Genomic DNA, 17,688 nt, shown 5'->3' on the forward strand with positions numbered 1-17,688 from the left:
AAATTAGCATATTCTCCATTGAAAATTGCAACTGTATTAAACAAAACTCCAGCAGTAATCATTTGCCAAGCCGTTTTGACCATGATATTCAAATCCTCTTTTGGCTTTGTAACTTCTTTTTTCTGCTTTTCTGTTGCGTATTTTGAATACAAAGAACCCAACGTCCAAGCAATCGAACAAAAGATAAGAACAATCAACCCAATCATATTTAAGAATTGTTGATCAGCATCTGCGTGCACAGTGGTTGTTTGCTCATAAAACAACATCAAAACGCCAACAAAGCCTAACAGAACACCTAAAATCGTAGGAATACTTGAAAAATTTTGTTTCCATTTCGGTTTATCTAACACAATAAACCAAATTGCTGCCGATGCTGCCATAATTGCAACAATTCCACTTGGCAAAAATTGTTCGGACCAAATAATCCCAGCCATATCAATAAACAACAACATAAACCCTGTAAACATACATTGTTTCACAATTTGTTTATCCCATAGCTTGTAACCTTTCAGCTTACAATATCCCATCAACATTGTGCTCGCCGCAATAAAGCGAAACGAACCCAAAATAAACGGACTAAAACCATGCAAAGCCTTATCTATAAAAAAATAAGTTGATCCCCAAACTACATAAACCACGAAATACGCTGCAATAATCAGCCACTTACTTGGTTGATTCACTTTCATTCAATCTCTATTTTAAATCGTTGGTATAACGATATTTTGTTCTTCTTTTATTGTTTGTAAAACTATAGTTGTACGAGTAGAAGTGATTCCGTCAATTTTACTCAAATGTTTGCGCATCAATTCCACCAAACCTTCGTTATCAGAAGTTCTTACTTTGATTAGATAACCATCTTCTCCAGCAATATCATGAACCTCTAAAACTTCTGGAATTTCGGCAAGTTGTCTTCCTACTGTTTCATCACCGATAATATCTACGGTTTTGATAAACATATACGAAAGTAATTTTTGTCCAACTGCCACTGGATTTATTTTTGCGTGATAAGCCAAAATAACTTGTTTATTTTCAAGCTTTTTCACACGTTCTAATATTCCAGAAGGTGCCATTCCCAATTCTCTTGCGATGTCTGCATTGTTGATACGTGCATTATCTTGCATTAATCGCATGATTTTCAAATCGGTAGCATCTAAATTAAATTCATTTTAATTCTATAAAACAACATCATTATTCAAAAGAAAAGGCTACTCAAAAAATGAGTAGCCTTTCTATTATTTTAAAAAATTTTGGTTAGAGAATTAGTTTCCTCCTTCTTCCATTTTCTTTTTCAATTCTGCTAATGAATCGATATCTCCTAAAGTAGAAGTTTCGATTGTGTTAGATGAATTGTTGTTATTATTGTTAGATGATCTCTCAGCTTTAACTTCTTCCTCACGGAAAGTAGCTGTGTGAGAAACTACTACACGACGGAATTCTTTGTTGAACTCGATAACTTTGAAAGATGTTTCTTCACCTTTTTTGATACGAGATCCGTCTTCTTTCTCTAATGTACGAGCTGGAGCGAAAGCTTCAACGTCAGCATCTTCGAATTGTACTGTAGCACCTTTGTCAAATACGTCAACTGCTTTACCTGTGTGAACTGTACCTACTGCATATTTAGCTTCGTATTTATCCCAAGGATTTTCAGTTAATTGTTTGTGTCCTAAAGATAAACGACGAGCTTCAACGTCTAATTCTAAAACAACTACATCTAATATGTCATCTACGTTAGTAAACTCAGATGGGTGTTTGATTTTCTTAGTCCAAGATAAATCAGAGATGTAAATTAATCCATCAACACCTTCTTCTAATTCTACGAATACACCGAAGTTAGTGAAGTTACGAACTTTACCTTTGTGAGTAGAACCTACAGGGTATTTAGTTGTAATATCTGTCCAAGGATCTGGAGTTAATTGTTTGATACCTAAAGACATTTTTCTTTCTTCTCTATCTAAAGTTAAAACTACTGCTTCAACCTCATCACCTACTTTTACGAAATCTTGAGCAGAACGTAAGTGAGTAGACCATGACATTTCAGAAACGTGGATTAAACCTTCTACACCTGGAGCAACCTCAACGAATGCACCGTAGTCAGCTAAAACAACTACTTTTCCTTTAACTTTATCACCAACTTTGATATCAGCATCTAAAGCATCCCATGGATGAGCTTCTAATTGTTTAATACCTAATTGGATACGAGATTTATCTTCGTCGAAATCTAAGATTACAACGTTGATTTTTTGTCCATCTTCTAAGATTTCAGATGGGTGGTTGATACGAGACCAAGATAAGTCAGTAATGTGGATTAAACCGTCAACACCTCCTAAGTCTACGNNGTCTACGAATACACCGTAAGATGTGATGTTTTTAACTTCACCTTCTAATACTTGTCCTTTCTCTAATTGAGCAACGATTTCTTTTTTCTGAACTTCGATATCAGCCTCGATTAACGCTTTGTGAGAAACTACTACGTTTTTGAATTCTGGGTTGATTTTAACAACTTTGAACTCCATAGTTTTTCCTACGAATTGTTCGTAATCACGGATTGGTTTAACATCGATTTGAGAACCTGGTAAGAAAGCTTCAATTCCGAATACGTCAACGATCATACCACCTTTAGTACGAGCTTTGATGTAACCGTTAACGATTTCTTGAGAATCGTGTGCTTTATTAACAGCATCCCATGCATTTAATGTACGAGCTTTTTTGTGAGATAAAATTAATTGACCATTTTTATCTTCACGTTGATCAACCATTACTTCAACAATATCCCCAACTTTCAAGTCTGAGTTGTAACGGAATTCGTTTAATGAAATAACACCTTCTGATTTGAAGTTGATATCTACGATAGCTTCTTTATCTGTAATACGTACAACTTGTCCTTTGAATACTTCATTCTCATGTAAGTCTTCTAAAGTTGTATCGTACATTTGCTCTAATTCAGCTTTTTCTTTACGATCTTCTTCGTTTAATCCTGATTCGAAAGATTCCCAATCAAATGATTCTGGCGCTACGTTTGCATTAGCAGACGCATCTAATACTGGAGTGTTTAATACAACTTCTTGTACCTCCTCTTGTTTTGTTTCTTTAGACATAATTCTAAAAATTTGTATCTCAATCTATTTTATTTCGGAATCTTCAAATGCAAATAAATGACCGAGAGATGTTTAACTTAATAATTAATCGCTTGATTCCTAAACCATTTTAGCGAGTGCAAAGATAAACAATTATATTTTAATATTTGGAATAATTTTAGATTCAACTCAAAGAAATTTAAGATTTTATAAAGAAATTACACACTTGTTTATTCGTAACTTGTAATCGAATCTCAACTTTATGGATAGTCTAAAGAAAATAAAACGATTTTCTAAAATCGTAAAAGTCGTTTCTAAATATGGTTTTGAAGAAATTCTTTCTCGCGGAAATGATTTGTTTCATTCTGATCACAATACCGAATTTTTCAACCAATCATTCAATCAACGTTTCCGAATGGCTTTGGAAGAACTTGGTCCGACCTATATAAAATTTGGACAATTATTGAGTAATCGTAAAGATTTGGTTCCTGAATCTTTGGTTGAAGAACTAAAAAAATTACAAGATAATGTTCCGCCAGAAGAAATTGACATCAAACAAAAAATTAGAGATGAATTTGGAATAGAACCAGACGAACATTTTCTTTTTATAGAAGAACAACCTTTTGCTGCTGCAAGTATTTCGCAAGTTTATCGTGCCACTTTGTTGAATGGAGAAAAAGTTGTTTTCAAAGTAAAACGATCTAATATTCAGAAAATAATTGAATCAGATTTAGCCCTGATTCGAGACATTGTTCATTTTTTGGAAAAAAAATATGAGAAACTTCAAAAATTATTCATTTCTGAAATCGAAAAATCATTTGAAAATTCAATTCTGAAAGAACTTTCATTAACCAATGAATTTCAGAACATCGAACGTTTCAGAAAAAATTTCGAGAATAGTAAAGATGTTTATGTTCCGAAAACATATGAAGATTATTCGAACAACAATTTTCTTTGCATGGAATTCATAGTAGGTTTCAAGGTAAATGATGTTGAACAGTTAGAAGCTTTAGGAGTTGACCCGAAAAAAATCGTACAGAAAGGTTTTGATATTTATTTGAAACAATTACTTGATGATGGATTTTTTCATGCTGATCCACATCCCGGAAATATTTTTATTTTAAAAGATGGACGACTTGCTTTTATAGATTTTGGTTCGATGGGAATTTTAGCCATCAACGAAAAAGAGGCTTTAGAAAATGTTGTAATTGATTTTGGATTAAAAAATCCGAAACGAATTGTTCGTTCACTCAAAAAAATGGCAATTAAACATTATATCGAAAACGAAAAACAATTAGAACGTGATATTGCAGATATTTTTGATTATTTAGAATATAATACTGTTGATACAATAGAAGTTCAAATTATCATCAAAAAATTCAATAATATTCTACAGCGAAATCATGTTTTATTACCCGAATATGTTTACATTTTACTACGCGGAATTGCGCTTATAGAAGGAATTGGACAACAATTACACGCTGATCTTAATGTACAACGTTCGATGCGTCCTTATGCCGTAAAATTGGCTCGACAAAAATTTCATCCAAAATATTTGAGTAAAAAAGCAATTGATAATTTTAAAGATATTCAGGATTTAATCAACGATTTGCCAGAAGACACCTTGAAATTAATTGAAAAAGTAAACAATGATAAATTGGCTTTAAATTTTAAGATTGATCAAATAGATAATATTCAAAAATTAATAAAAGACAGCATTAATAAACTTGTTTTAGCCATTCTCACTTTAGCTTTTGGAATTGGAGCAAGTATGCTTGCGAATACGACTGTTCGTCCAATGGTTTTGGATATGCCTCTACTTTCTTGGATTGGTTATTTGTTATCTGTCTTTACTGCTAGTTGTATTATTATATTGGTTTTTAGAAAGAAATAATTTAAACCTAATCTTCATAAAAATAAAATAGCCACCTCAATGAGGTGGCTATTTCTATTGTAAGCTATTCAAAGAATTATTTTTACTTTTTTGTAGCTGGTTTCACAACTTTAGTTTCTGTAACTACCGCTGTTCTAGGTAATACTTCAACACGTCTGTTTCTTTGGTAACACTCTTCAGTGTTTTCAGTACATAACAATTGAGTTTTTCCTAAACCACGAGGAGTTAAACGAGCTTTATCAACTCCACCTCTTTCAGCTAAAATATTAACTAACGCTTGAGCACGTTTTAAAGATAATGTTTTGTTGTAAGCATCTTTACCTCTTTGATCAGCATGTCCGTCAATGTAGAAGTTTTTCGCTTTTAAATCATCAGAATTTAAAATTTGAGCTGCTACACGTACATCTTCGTAAGAAGAAGGAACAATTTTATCAGAGTTGTATTCGAATAAAATGTTAGATAAACGTTTTGCTACGTGAACTTCTGTCCATGGACATCCGTTGTTTTCTTTTGGTCCTTTAACTGTTGGACAAGCATCATCTTTATCTGGAATACCGTCTCCGTCTGTATCTGGACATCCATTAAACTCAGCTAAACCAAATTCTGTTGGACATTCATCATCTTTATCTAAGATTCCATCATTGTCTGTATCTGGCCAAGGACATCCATTATTTTCAACTGGACCAGCTACTGTTGGACAAGCATCATCTTTATCTGGAACACCATCACCATCTGTATCTGGACAACCTTGGAATTCAGCTAAACCAAATTCTGTTGGACAAGCATCATCTTTATCAAAGATTCCATCACCATCTGTATCTGGACATCCATTTGTTGCAGGATCACCTGTAGCGATACCTGGAGTGTCTGGACATGCATCTTCATCATCAGGAATACCATCATTATCTCTATCTTGTTTTCCAAAACGGAAAGTAACACCTACTGTGTGTTGAAAGAAGTCAAAATAGTTATTTCCTCCATAAGCTGGTAGCCAGTTATAATCAGATGCAATGTTTAAACCAAAGTTTTTAGTAAACCAAAAGTTCATACCAGCACCTAAAGAAGCTACGAAATGGTTTTTCTCTAAATCTTCAACTTCAGTTAACATTGTAAACTCTTCTCCATTTCCATTTCCATAGTAAGATTTTAATGGAAATTCTAATCCTGTGTAATCATATCTGTGGTAACCAGCTCCTACACGGATATATGGATCAAACCAAGAATCTTCTTTTAAGATATAACCATTAGCTAATTTATAGCGTAAACCTAAACCAGCATTGATGAATAATTCATCTTTAACACGTAATCTGTTATTGTCAACTTCACCTACAGAAGCAGTTAAATCAACATCAAAAGATCTGTTTAAATTACGAATAATAGACAATTTAGATAAAGGAGGAACTATATCCCAGTTATCTGTTTTAAAATACTGGTTGAATGGTCCAGTTGCCGAGTTGTGATCAACAGCGTGAGCACCAACTGTAATTGCCCAAGGATTCTTAGAATTCTGAGCATCTACAAAAGAATTACCCGCTAGGAATAATACTACTGCAGATAATAATAGATTAAACTTTTTCATTATCAAATATTTAGCGTTTTAAATATATTAAATTTTATGTAATTTTTATACAATTATAAGACAAATTTAAGAATTCTTTATCATTCTATCCAAATCTCTTTTCAAATCTTTTCCTTTTATTGTATTTCTTTTGTCAAAAAGTTTCTTTCCTTTTGCCAAATATATCTTCAATTTTGCCAACCCTCTGTTGTTTATAAACAGCGTGGTTGCTACAATNNGTTTTGCGTTCTAATTTTCGCAACTCAGATTTTTGTAATAAAAGTTTTCTGTCTCGTCTCGTTTTATGATTAAAGTATGTTCCCCAATCATATTCGTCAATAAACATATTAACAATATAGAGTTCTCCATCCTTCATTTGACAAAAACTTTCAGTAATCGAAGCTTTTCCCATTCGGATAGATTTTATTTCAGTCCCAAATAATTGGATGCCGGCTTCGTAAGAATCTAATAATTCATACTCAAACCTTGCACGTTTATTCTTAATCGTAACTTCTTTCTGCACTTTATTTTATTCCAATTAAAATTTGTAACTTTGCCGGAAGGTCAAACAAACATCATACCAAAAATTATGTTAAATGTTTCTAATTTATCGCTTCAATTCGGCAAGCGTGTACTTTTCGACGAAGTTAATATAAAATTTACAAATGGCAACTGTTACGGGATAATTGGTGCCAATGGAGCAGGAAAATCTACTTTCTTAAAAATATTATCAGGTGAAATCGATCCAACTTCAGGACAAGTTAGTCTTGAAAAAGGAAAACGTATGTCTGTCTTAGAACAGAATCACTTCAAATATGACGAATATACAGTATTGGATACTGTTTTACGTGGAAATAAAGTATTATACGATATTAAAGAACGTATGGATGCTTTATATGCTAAACCAGATTTTTCTGAAGAAGATGGTATCAAAGCAGGAGAATTAGGTGTCGTTTATGAAGAAATGAACGGATGGAATGCAGAATCTGATGCTGCTACATTATTATCGAATGTAGGAATTGATTCGGATATGCATTATACATTAATGGGAGATTTAGATAATAAAGCGAAAGTTCGTATTTTGATTGCTCAAGCTTTATTTGGAAATCCTGACGTGTTAATCTTAGATGAGCCTACCAACGAATTGGACGTTAATACAATTCAATGGTTAGAGGATTTCTTAGGTAATTTCGAGAATACTGTAATCGTTGTATCGCACGACCGTCACTTCTTAGACGCAGTTTGTACGCATATTTGTGATTTAGATTTCTCTAAATTAAACCTATATTCTGGTAACTATACATTCTGGTACGAGTCTTCTCAGTTAGCTGCAAAACAACGTGCGCAACAAAACAAAAAAGCTGAAGAAAAGAAAAAGGAATTACAAGATTTCATTGCTCGTTTCTCTTCTAACGTTGCTAAGGCAAAACAAACGACTTCTCGTAAAAAAATGATCGAGAAATTAAATATCGAAGATATCAAACCTTCTTCTCGTCGATATCCAGCACTTATCTGGGAACAATCGCGTGAGGCTGGTGATCAAATCTTAGAAGTAAACAATTTATCTGCTTCTGTAGATGGAGAAGTTTTATTTAAAGATGCGAACATCAACTTGAAAAAAGGTGATAAAATTGGTATTTTCTCTCGCAACTCGAAAGCGGTTTCTCAATTTTTTGAGATTCTTTCAGGAAAAGCTCAGCCAGATTCTGGAGATTTTACTTGGGGAATTACAACAACACAAGCATATTTACCTTTAGATAATACAGATTTCTTCAAAGAAGATATCAACTTGGTTGATTGGTTACGTCAATATACAGAATCAGATGATGAACGTCACGAAGAATTTATGCGTGGTTTCTTAGGAAAAATGTTATTCTCAGGAGACGAAGCACTTAAAAAATCTTCTGTTTTATCAGGAGGTGAAAAAATGCGTTGTATGTTCTCTCGTATGATGTTATTACGCGCAAACGTATTATTGTTAGACGAACCAACAGGTCACTTAGACTTAGAATCGATTACAGCATTAAATAACTCTTTGGTTAATTTCAAAGGAACAATTTTAATGGGTTCTCATGACCACGAATTGATTCAAACAACTTGTAACCGTATTATCGAGTTAACTCCAAATGGAATCATCGATCGTTATATGACGTATGATGAATTCTTAGATGATCCAAAAGTAAAAGAATTAAAAGCAAAATATTACGCTTAATAATTTCTTTCACAATATTTCTAAAAATCCAGAAGGTTCTACTTTCTGGATTTTTTTATTCATAAATTATTCTATCTTTGAGTTAGAATTTTTCGCATGATTCAACTTCCTACCATATTACTTTATCTCATTATTGCATTGATTATTTTTCTAATCATTATGATTACATATTTGATCAATTCATTAAAATCTGAGAAAAAAATAAGTCATGAACAAACGCAGCGTTTAGACAATTTATCTACAAAAGTTGACGAGTTAAAACTAGAGTCATACGAAGCAAAATTGAATCCACATTTGTTCAAAAATATTCTCAATTCGATTCAATCCAATGCGTACCAAACCTATTATACTATTGATAAATTAGCTAATGTATTGGATTATATTTTGTACGAAAGCAAAGACAATTTTGTGACGATAAAAGATGAAATAGATTTCACTAAAAACTTTATTGAAATTAATAAAGTAAAAGTTTCGCCTTTGTTTGATTTTCAAGTTAAAACGAAAATTGATGAAACTTCACCTTATTATCAAGAAAAAATTATTTTACCTTTATTAAGTATTGATTTTATTGAAAATGCTTTTAAACATACCGACTTTCAACAAGCCAATTCATTTATAAAAATTTTGCTTGAACTGAATAATAAATCATTTCAAATTCAGGTAATGAATAAAATTTCTCCAAAAAATAGTTTAAAAAAAGAAACTGGCGGACATGGAAGTCAATCATTAGAACACCGCTTGAAAATGGTTTACGACGACGATTTTTCACTTTCTAAAACTATTGAACAGGATATTTTTGTAGCCAACTTAAAAATAAATCTACATGAGTTTTACACTAAAATGCATACTAATTGACGACGAAATTCTTGGGTTAAAGTACCTGAAAATGTTGTGTGAACAAATGGAAGACATAGAAGTTGTGAAAGCTTATGTTGATCCTGAATTATTCATTAACGAAATCGAAAATCTTGATTTTGACTTTTGTATTTTAGATATCGAAATGCCTAAAATTAATGGTTTACAAATCGCTAATTTATTAAAAGAAAAACCGTTTATTTTTTCCACTGCTTATAAGGAATATGCTGTTGATGCTTTTGATTTAGATGCGACAGATTATATTCAAAAACCAATCAAAAAAGAGCGTTTACAACAAGCCGTTGACAAAGTAAAAAAACGTTTACAAAATAATTTTTCGACACCAAATAATTTTGTACAATTAAATTCGGATAAAGGAAAAATTTTGTTGCAGTTTAATCAAATTTTGTACATTACAACTTCTAGTGTTGACAGCCGTGATAAAGTGGTTTATTATCAAGATTTATCGTTCTTGATTTTGAAAAACATTACACTTGATTCATTGTCAGAAATGTTACCCGAAAAAGATTTTGTTCGCATCAATAAACGAGAAATAATTAGCTTACATCATATTAAATATTTTCACTCAGACAATGTTACTTTAGATGTTTTATCAAAAGAAAATAAAGAAATTAATTTGGTGTTAAGTGAAGTTTACAAAGCTAATTTTATTGCTCAAATTTCAATTTGATTACAAAAAAAATCCATTTCATTACATTTTACTCAAGTTTAAAAAATATTGATATTTTTCTGTAAATTAATTTCTGACTTTTGTTGAAAATTAACGCCATGAAAAAATCGACAAGAAATTCTATTTTTTATATAATAACCATTCTACTTTGTTCAATCATGATGTATTTTATTGTGATTAAAGCAGAAGAAATGGAAGCTGGAAAACATGTTGTTCATGCTGCAAATGGAAGCAATTACTTCAATGATTTCATCAACAGTATTACACACAATATTGGACACCCTCTTGCTATTTTATTAGCACAAATTGTGACCATTATATTTACCGCAAGAGTTTTTGGATGGATATTTAATAAAATTGGACAACCAACTGTAATTGGAGAAATTATTGCAGGTATTTTCCTTGGTCCTTCTTTCATTGGAATGCATTTCCCAGAATTTTTCGGAGATCTTTTCCCAAAAGAATCATTAGGAAACTTAGAATTTATCAGTCAAATCGGTTTGATTCTATTCATGTATGTCATCGGAATGGAGTTAGACCTTAAAGTGCTAAAGAAAAATGCACAAGACGCCATAGTTATTAGTCACGCGAGTATCATTATTCCATTTACACTTGGTTTAGCTCTAGCTGGATTAATTTATATGGAATTTGCTCCAGAAGGAATTAACTTTCTATCATTTGCCCTTTTTATCGGAATTTCGATGAGTATTACAGCCTTTCCCGTTCTGGCTCGTATTGTACAAGAACGCGGGATTAGCAAAACTCGTTTAGGTTCTATTGTAATTACTTGCGCTGCAGCCGACGATATCACGGCTTGGTGTTTATTAGCCGCGGTTATCGCCATTGTAAAAGCTGGCTCATTCATCAGTTCATTGTATGTTATTTTACTCGCAATTGTTTACGTTATCGCGATGGTTCGTTTCGTTCGTCCTTTCCTAAAGAGAATTGCAGACGTACATTCGAGCAAAACAACGCTTACAAAACCTATCATTGGAATCTTTTTCTTGGTCTTAATTATTTCTTCATACTTAAGTGAAATCATAGGAATTCATGCATTATTTGGAGCTTTTTTAGCTGGAACAATTATGCCTGAAAATGTGAAATTTAGAAATTTATTCATCGAAAAAATAGAAGATGTTTCATTGGTTTTATTACTTCCGCTGTTCTTTGTTTTTACAGGTTTAAGAACACAAATTGGATTATTAGATAGTCCACATTTATGGCAAACTGCGGGAATGATTATTTTGGTAGCTGTAACAGGAAAATTTGTTGGAAGTGCAGTAGCCGCTAAATTTGTTGGACAAAACTGGAGAGACAGTTTGACCATTGGTGCCTTAATGAATACACGAGGTTTGATGGAATTAGTCGTGCTAAACATTGGATATGATTTAGGTGTCTTAACACCAGAAGTTTTCGCTATGATGGTGATAATGGCTTTGGTCACAACTTTTATGACAGGTCCAGCTTTAGATTTAATCAATTGGATTTTTCGAAAACAAAAGATAGAAAATGAACTTTCTGAAATTAGTCAAAGTCAGAAATATAAAATATTAATTGATTTTCAAACACCTGAAAAAGGTGCTGAATTGTTACGAATAGCTAATAGCTTTATCAAAAAACAAGACGAAAACTCACTTGTTTCGGCAATTCATGTGATGAAAAGTAGCGAAGTGCAACATTTCAATCTTGAAGATAGAGAAGCAGAAATTTTCGAACCGATTATTGAGGTTTCCAAAGAATTACATCAAGATGTAACGACAATGTTCAAAGTTTCTACAGATATGGTTTTTGAGACAATTGATATTGCACAAAAAGGTGATTACGATTTAATGTTGATGGGTGTTAGAAATTCTATTTATTCGGGTTCGTTATTAGGAAATATTTTAGGATTTACGACAAAAATTATCGATCCAGATATTTTGATTGGTCAAGTTACTGGAAAAGAAAACATGTTTGATCATTCAATTTTCAACGAAAGAACGAAACAATTATTGAACAAATCAACAGTTCCTGTTGGAATTGTTTTGGACAAAAATTTTACTAAAGCAGAAAAAGTTTTTCTACCTCTTTTCGGAAATAAAGATGCCGATTTACTGAAATATGCTCAACGATTAATCTCGAATAGCGAATCGCAAATTATTATTGTAGATGTAAGCGGTTACACAAAACGTCATTCAGAAGTAAAAGAAATTATTCGTAGTATCGAGAATATTGCACCAAATCATATTAGTCTTTCGTATAAACAACAATTGGATAAAGAGTTTTTAAATGAAATGGATTTAATGATGATTAGTATGGAAAGTTGGAAAAACTTAATCGAAACAAAAAGCATTTGGATTTCCAATGTACCAACAACTTTGATTATTTCTGAGTAACATTTTTTATAAGATTCATAAAGTAAAACAAAAAATCCAGCTGAAAAGCTGGATTTTTTGTTTTATATCATTCAAAATCGATTAAACATCAATTTTTGCATAGTGTGCATTTTTCTCGATAAACTCACGACGAGGCGGTACATCATCACCCATCAACATAGAGAACACGCGATCTGCTTCTGTCGCATTGTCAATCGTTACTTTACGCAACGTTCTGTGCTCTGGATTAAGAGTTGTATCCCATAATTGCTCTGCGTTCATTTCCCCAAGACCTTTGTATCGTTGAATTGTAACTCCTTTACCAGAACCATCTGTAGAGAATTCGGCAGTTAAACGCTCACGATCTTTTTCGTCCCAAGCATATTCTGCTTTCGCTCCTTTTTTAATTAAATATAAAGGTGGCGTTGCAATATAAATATGTCCTTGCTCAATCAATTCTTTCATGTAACGGAAGAAGAATGTCAAAATTAATGTCGCGATGTGAGAACCGTCGACATCGGCATCGGTCATAATCACAACTTTATGATAACGCAATTTCGAAATATTAAGCGCTTTCGAATCTTCTTCAGTTCCGATTGTTACACCTAAAGCTGTATAAATATTTTTAATCTCTTCGTTATCCAAAACTTTGTGTGCCATCGCTTTCTCTACATTCAAAATCTTACCACGTAATGGTAAAATTGCTTGAAAATGACGATCACGACCTTGTTTCGCTGTTCCTCCGGCAGAATCTCCCTCGACTAAGAATAACTCAGATTCTTCTGGCTTACGAGAAGAACAATCCGCTAATTTCCCTGGCAATCCGCTTCCTCCCATTGGGTTTTTGCGTTGTACCATTTCACGAGCTTTCTTCGCTGCTTGACGAGCTTTTGCTGCTAAAATTACTTTATCAACAATCTGTTTTGCTTCTGTTGGATTCTCTTCTAAGAAATTCGTTAACATTTCTGCCACGATTTTATCAACCGCAGGAGAAACCTCAGAGTTTCCTAATTTCGTTTTCGTTTGACCTTCGAATTGAGGCTCCATTACTTTTACCGAAATCACTGCTGTTAATCCTTCACGGAAGTCATCTCCAACGATTTCAACTTTTTCTTTTGCAAGATTAAAGTTTTCTTCAGCATATTTTTTCAATGTACGTGTCAATGCACGACGGAAACCAGATAAATGTGTTCCACCTTCGTGTGTATTGATGTTATTTACATACGAATGTACATTTTCGTTATACGATGTATTGTATCGCATTGCAACCTCAACTGGAATTCCATCGCGTTCACCTTCCATAAAGATTACTTTGTCCATAATAGATTCGCGGCTACCGTCGATAAACTCAACAAATTCTTTTAATCCTTCTTCAGAATGAAAAGTTTCTGTAACAGGATTTCCTTCAGCATCTTTTTCGCGTTCATCAACCAATACAATATTGATTCCTTTGTTCAAGAAAGCTAACTCACGCAAACGATTTGCTAAAGTAGAATAGTTATATGTTTGTACTTCTTGGAAAATTGTATCATCTGGCGTAAAAGTTACTGTTGTACCACTTTTATCAGTCGTTCCAACTTCTTTTACATCGTACAAAGGTTTCCCTTTCGAATATTCCTGAATATATTGTTTTCCGTTCTTGAAAACTTCTGCCGATAAATGGTTAGAAAGTGCATTAACACACGAAACTCCAACACCGTGCAAACCTCCAGAAACTTTGTACGTATCTTTATCAAACTTACCACCTGCACCAATTTTCGTCATTACAACTTCTAATGCAGATTTTCCTTCTTTTTTATGTAAGTCGACAGGAATACCACGTCCGTTATCTTCGACACGAATCGAGTTTCCTTCTAAAATTGTTACCTTGATTGTATCACAGTATCCTGCTAAAGCTTCATCAATAGAGTTATCAACAACCTCGTAAACTAAATGGTGTAATCCTCTAACTCCGACGTCTCCAATGTACATCGATGGACGAAGACGTACGTGCTCCATTCCTTCTAACGCTTGGATATTATCCGCCGTATATGTGTTATTACTCATAATATGTCTCTAACTTTTTAAAACAAACAAATATAGTCAATTTTGACGAGAAAACCTCTTAAAAAGAACTTAAAGTATTGGATAAAATAACGTTTTAAAATTTAATTTTTGGATTAATTCAATAATTATTGTGTTTAAACTTTTTTACTAAGCAAAACGTGATATAACTCTTTAATCTCTTTTTATTTTCATTTTTTTCTTGATAAAAAAACGAAACAAAAAAATCAAGGTTATAAATCTTTGACTAAAAATTATCAACACTTCGATAATGATTTAAAAATTCACATACGTTCATTAAATCATTTATAACCTACGCTTATTCAATTTTATTAACGTCAAAGCTTTAAATACCATTATTTTTAAACCTTAAAAAAAAGAAAAATAGCTGAATAATTAAAAATCACTATTTGAAAGTTTAAACAAGATTATTGTTAAAATAAAAAACCGAAATCAAATTGATTTCGGTTTTCAAGTATATAATTTCTATAAATTAAATATCTTTCTTTTCTAAATAAACGACTTTCTTCGTTTCGAAGAAATCTTCGTCAAAAAAGTTTTGAATATCAAACAAAACAGCATTTGGAAAACCTGCTAATTCTTCTGTCAAATCACCTCCTTTTAGGTACAACAAACCATTTGGAAAAGGATTAATCCCTTCTTTTTTGAATTTTCCACGAATCCATTCCGCAAATCTTGGCATCGCAGTTACCGCACGAGAAACAACAAAATCGTATTTATCTGTTAACTCTTCGGCACGCTTTTGTTCCGCTTTTACATTCGTCAAACCTAAACCATCAGCCACACCTTTTACAACCTTGATTTTTTTCCCGATAGAATCTACCAAATGAAACTGAACATTCGGAAACAAAATTGCCAACGGAATTCCTGGTAAACCTCCTCCAGTTCCTACATCAAGAACAGAAGAACCGTCTGTAAACTCCATCACTTTTGCAATCGCTAACGAATGTAAAATATGATTCGTATAAATTTCGTCAATATCTTTTCGAGAAACAACATTGATTTGATCGTTCCATTCTTTGTACAAATCACCAACTTTCGAAAATTGCTCGATTTGTTTCTCCGTTAAATCAGGAAAATATTTTAAAATTAAATCAATCATTGCTTAAATAATTTCTGAAACTCGCTGACAAACGTAATCTAACAACTTTGTATCGTCTTCTGTAAACGGATTAATTTTGTGCGAATCGATATCAATTTGACCAATATTTTCTCCATTTTTGAAAATTGGAACAACAATTTCAGCTTTCGTTTCGATTGAACAAGCCAAATAATTATCTTGTGCATAAACGTCTGGCACAACAAAAGTTTCGTTAGATTCTGCCACTTGCCCACAAATTCCTTTACCATAAGGAATTATTGTATGATCGGTCGCCGCTCCAACATAAGGTCCAAGTTTTAGTTCATTTTTATCTCCATTCTTGAAATAAAATCCCACCCAATTATAGTATTCAACTTCGTCACTCAACAATTGACAAATCTTTTGTAATCTATCTTCCGTAGAAATTGCGCTATCAATTATGACATCCACGCGTTTATGTAAATCTTGCATTTTGTTACTTCTAAAAAAGCAAATTTATTGATTAATCATAACTTAATCAAAAGTTGACGTTTTTCATTTATATTTGTTCAAGATTTTTTAACCAAATGAAAGAATTTAAACCTTTATTGTTATTCCTTGCACGTTTTTTAGGAACTTACATTATTTTAAGTTTAGCTTATAAATTGTATTTGGATCAATATTTACCGCACAATACCCCTGATCCATTTACAAAATTAACATCTGATGTAACAGCTTTTGGTTTGAACAAATGTGGTTTTTTTACTTTTTCTAATATTGCAGAAAATCAACCTTGGATGCGTTTGGTAATGGACGGACAAGTCGCGTCTATTGTAAATGAAGGTTGTAATGCGATTTCTATTTTGATAATTTTCATAGCGTTTATCGTTGCTTTTTACACGAATTTCAAACAAACTTTTTTGTTTATTTTGTCTGGTTTAGCAATTCTTTTTGTGATGAATATTTCGAGAATTATGTTGTTAAATTATATTTTTAGATACCACGCAGAATATGGTAAAATGGCGCACGATTATCTATTCCCTGCAATTATTTATGGTTCAATCGTGATTCTTTGGATTGTTTGGATCAAATTTTTTGTAACAAAATACAATAAGCAAAATGCTAAATAAATATTTACGTTATGCAATTGCAGTTTTACTTGTTTTTGGATTAATATTAGTCCGAAAATTTGAAGATATTTTATTTTATGATCCTTTCTTAGAATACTTTCATTTTGTTGGACATTCAAAATTTCCTGAAATTGATTTACCAAAATTAAACGCAAGTCTGATGGTTCGCTATCTAATTAATACATTATTAACGGTATTAATTGTTTGGTTTATTTTCTGGAAAAAAAGTTACGTTAAATTCTCTATCATTATCATGATTATTGGATTAATCGTTCTTTTACCAATCTATAATTATTTGATTTCGACACAATTTTCATCAGGCGAAATGATTTTCTTTTATGTGAGAAGATTTCTCATTCAGCCTATGTTTTTATTGATTTTAGTTCCTTGTTTTTATTACCAAGAAATACAATATAAAAAAACGGTCGAAAATTAATTTTCGACCGTTTTTTTATTTTATCTAATTTATATTTTACAATAAACCTGATTCATCTTTTTCTTGTTGTGCATCCAATTTTGCTTGCTCTTTTGCAGCAGCTTCTTGTGCTTTTTGTTCTGCAACTTTACGTTTTTCTTCGTTTGCAATCTCTGCATTTGCTTTATTCACCGCTTTGTATTTATAAAGCCAGCCTAAAAATCCTCCCAAAATAAATCCGATACCAGCACCTCCAGTAATTCCTACCAAAAATTCTTTATCCGAAAATAATCTCGAAATATCCAAATTCGTAAAATAATACATTGCAATACTAATCGCAATCAACAAAAATCCAATAAAAGTAGAATAGGTCATCGTTAT

General features: G+C 32.3%; 14 protein-coding genes and 2 pseudogenes. 7 read left to right on the forward strand and 9 right to left on the reverse strand.

Annotated elements, in window-relative coordinates; all coding sequences use genetic code 11:
- The 3 genes and pseudogenes from B3R94_RS08970 to rpsA all read right to left on the reverse strand — a co-directional run.
- Positions 1-686 (reverse strand): EamA family transporter (locus tag B3R94_RS08970; protein ID WP_291100209.1); only part of this gene is annotated, 686 nt, incomplete at its 3' end.
- A 12-nt stretch (positions 687-698) separates the two neighbouring features.
- Positions 699-1,163 (reverse strand): annotated as a pseudogene (locus tag B3R94_RS08975) (Lrp/AsnC family transcriptional regulator); the annotation flags it as partial.
- Between the two features lie 96 nt (positions 1,164-1,259).
- Positions 1,260-3,095, reverse strand: coding sequence for a 30S ribosomal protein S1 (rpsA, locus tag B3R94_RS08980; protein ID WP_291100212.1), 1,836 nt, complete (start codon positions 3,093-3,095; stop codon positions 1,260-1,262).
- Between the two features lie 241 nt (positions 3,096-3,336).
- Here rpsA and B3R94_RS08985 point away from each other — a divergent pair, with 241 nt between their 5' ends.
- A complete protein-coding gene (locus B3R94_RS08985; protein WP_291100215.1) occupies positions 3,337-4,968 on the forward strand; it encodes an ABC1 kinase family protein in 1,632 nt (543 codons plus the stop codon).
- An 82-nt stretch (positions 4,969-5,050) separates the two neighbouring features.
- Here the strand turns inward: B3R94_RS08985 and B3R94_RS08990 are convergent, their stop codons facing one another.
- Together B3R94_RS08990 and smpB are read right to left on the reverse strand one after the other, a co-directional pair.
- Entirely contained in the window at positions 5,051-6,547 is a 1,497-nt protein-coding gene (locus tag B3R94_RS08990) for an OmpA family protein (RefSeq protein ID WP_291100218.1), read from the reverse strand.
- 66 nt (positions 6,548-6,613) lie between these two features.
- Positions 6,614-7,049: pseudogene (smpB, locus tag B3R94_RS08995) on the reverse strand (SsrA-binding protein SmpB).
- A gap of 66 nt (positions 7,050-7,115) precedes the next feature.
- On the opposite strand from smpB, the gene B3R94_RS09000 reads away from it, so the two are divergent.
- The 4 genes from B3R94_RS09000 to B3R94_RS09015 all read left to right on the forward strand — a co-directional run bounded on the left by B3R94_RS09000 (position 7,116) and on the right by B3R94_RS09015 (position 12,659).
- Positions 7,116-8,738: an ABC-F family ATP-binding cassette domain-containing protein gene (locus B3R94_RS09000; RefSeq protein WP_038332655.1), complete on the forward strand. Its 1,623-nt coding sequence runs from the start codon at positions 7,116-7,118 to the stop codon at positions 8,736-8,738.
- A gap of 96 nt (positions 8,739-8,834) precedes the next feature.
- The gene (locus B3R94_RS09005) at positions 8,835-9,593 is read left to right on the forward strand and encodes a sensor histidine kinase (RefSeq protein WP_291100220.1); all 759 of its coding nucleotides are present in this window, start codon (positions 8,835-8,837) and stop codon (positions 9,591-9,593) included.
- Positions 9,594-9,639: 46 nt separating this feature from the next.
- Entirely contained in the window at positions 9,640-10,284 is a 645-nt protein-coding gene (locus B3R94_RS09010) for a LytR/AlgR family response regulator transcription factor (protein WP_291100223.1), read from the forward strand.
- Between the two features lie 98 nt (positions 10,285-10,382).
- Positions 10,383-12,659 carry a cation:proton antiporter gene (locus B3R94_RS09015; RefSeq protein WP_291100226.1) on the forward strand — a complete coding sequence of 759 codons (2,277 nt, stop codon included), beginning with the start codon at positions 10,383-10,385 and terminating at the stop codon, positions 12,657-12,659.
- Positions 12,660-12,740: 81 nt separating this feature from the next.
- Here B3R94_RS09015 and gyrB read toward each other — a convergent pair whose 3' ends face one another.
- The 3 genes from gyrB to B3R94_RS09030 form a co-directional block, all read right to left on the reverse strand.
- Positions 12,741-14,684: a DNA topoisomerase (ATP-hydrolyzing) subunit B gene (gene gyrB, locus B3R94_RS09020; RefSeq protein ID WP_038332647.1), complete on the reverse strand. Its 1,944-nt coding sequence runs from the start codon at positions 14,682-14,684 to the stop codon at positions 12,741-12,743.
- Between the two features lie 490 nt (positions 14,685-15,174).
- On the reverse strand, positions 15,175-15,801 hold the full coding sequence (gene rsmG, locus B3R94_RS09025) for a 16S rRNA (guanine(527)-N(7))-methyltransferase RsmG (protein WP_280062133.1): 627 nt from the start codon (positions 15,799-15,801) through the stop codon (positions 15,175-15,177).
- A 6-nt stretch (positions 15,802-15,807) separates the two neighbouring features.
- Complete coding sequence (locus tag B3R94_RS09030; protein WP_038332644.1) at positions 15,808-16,254, reverse strand: GAF domain-containing protein; 447 nt, start codon at positions 16,252-16,254, stop codon at positions 15,808-15,810.
- 95 nt (positions 16,255-16,349) lie between these two features.
- Between B3R94_RS09030 and xrtF the strand changes: the two genes are divergently transcribed.
- Both xrtF and B3R94_RS09040 read left to right on the forward strand, forming a co-directional pair.
- Positions 16,350-16,892 carry an exosortase family protein XrtF gene (gene xrtF / locus B3R94_RS09035; RefSeq protein WP_180905205.1) on the forward strand — a complete coding sequence of 181 codons (543 nt, stop codon included), beginning with the start codon at positions 16,350-16,352 and terminating at the stop codon, positions 16,890-16,892.
- Positions 16,882-17,328, forward strand: coding sequence for an exosortase F system-associated membrane protein (locus B3R94_RS09040; RefSeq protein ID WP_115001859.1), 447 nt, complete (start codon positions 16,882-16,884; stop codon positions 17,326-17,328). The genes xrtF and B3R94_RS09040 overlap by 11 nt, the downstream gene beginning before the upstream one ends.
- A gap of 36 nt (positions 17,329-17,364) precedes the next feature.
- On the opposite strand, the gene B3R94_RS09045 is transcribed toward B3R94_RS09040, so the two are convergent.
- Positions 17,365-17,682, reverse strand: coding sequence for a hypothetical protein (locus tag B3R94_RS09045; RefSeq protein WP_038332637.1), 318 nt, complete (start codon positions 17,680-17,682; stop codon positions 17,365-17,367).
- Between the last annotated feature and the right edge of the window lie 6 nt (positions 17,683-17,688).

Source organism: Empedobacter sp. UBA7611, assembly GCF_002484365.1.
GTDB lineage: Bacteria > Bacteroidota > Bacteroidia > Flavobacteriales > Weeksellaceae > Empedobacter > Empedobacter falsenii_B.

Bases quoted from the DNA above. Each gene is read 5' to 3' on its own strand.
- B3R94_RS08985 (WP_291100215.1), top strand. From the start codon at position 3,337: ATGGATAGTCTAAAGAAAATAAAACGATTTTCTAAAATCGTAAAAGTC.
- B3R94_RS08990 (WP_291100218.1), bottom strand. From the start codon at position 6,547: ATGAAAAAGTTTAATCTATTATTATCTGCAGTAGTATTATTCCTAGCG.
- B3R94_RS09000 (WP_038332655.1), top strand. From the start codon at position 7,116: ATGTTAAATGTTTCTAATTTATCGCTTCAATTCGGCAAGCGTGTACTT.
- B3R94_RS09005 (WP_291100220.1), top strand. From the start codon at position 8,835: ATGATTCAACTTCCTACCATATTACTTTATCTCATTATTGCATTGATT.
- B3R94_RS09010 (WP_291100223.1), top strand. From the start codon at position 9,640: ATGGAAGACATAGAAGTTGTGAAAGCTTATGTTGATCCTGAATTATTC.
- B3R94_RS09015 (WP_291100226.1), top strand. From the start codon at position 10,383: ATGAAAAAATCGACAAGAAATTCTATTTTTTATATAATAACCATTCTA.
- gyrB (WP_038332647.1), bottom strand. From the start codon at position 14,684: ATGAGTAATAACACATATACGGCGGATAATATCCAAGCGTTAGAAGGA.
- B3R94_RS09030 (WP_038332644.1), bottom strand. From the start codon at position 16,254: ATGCAAGATTTACATAAACGCGTGGATGTCATAATTGATAGCGCAATT.
- xrtF (WP_180905205.1), top strand. From the start codon at position 16,350: ATGAAAGAATTTAAACCTTTATTGTTATTCCTTGCACGTTTTTTAGGA.
- B3R94_RS09040 (WP_115001859.1), top strand. From the start codon at position 16,882: ATGCTAAATAAATATTTACGTTATGCAATTGCAGTTTTACTTGTTTTT.
- B3R94_RS09045 (WP_038332637.1), bottom strand. From the start codon at position 17,682: ATGACCTATTCTACTTTTATTGGATTTTTGTTGATTGCGATTAGTATT.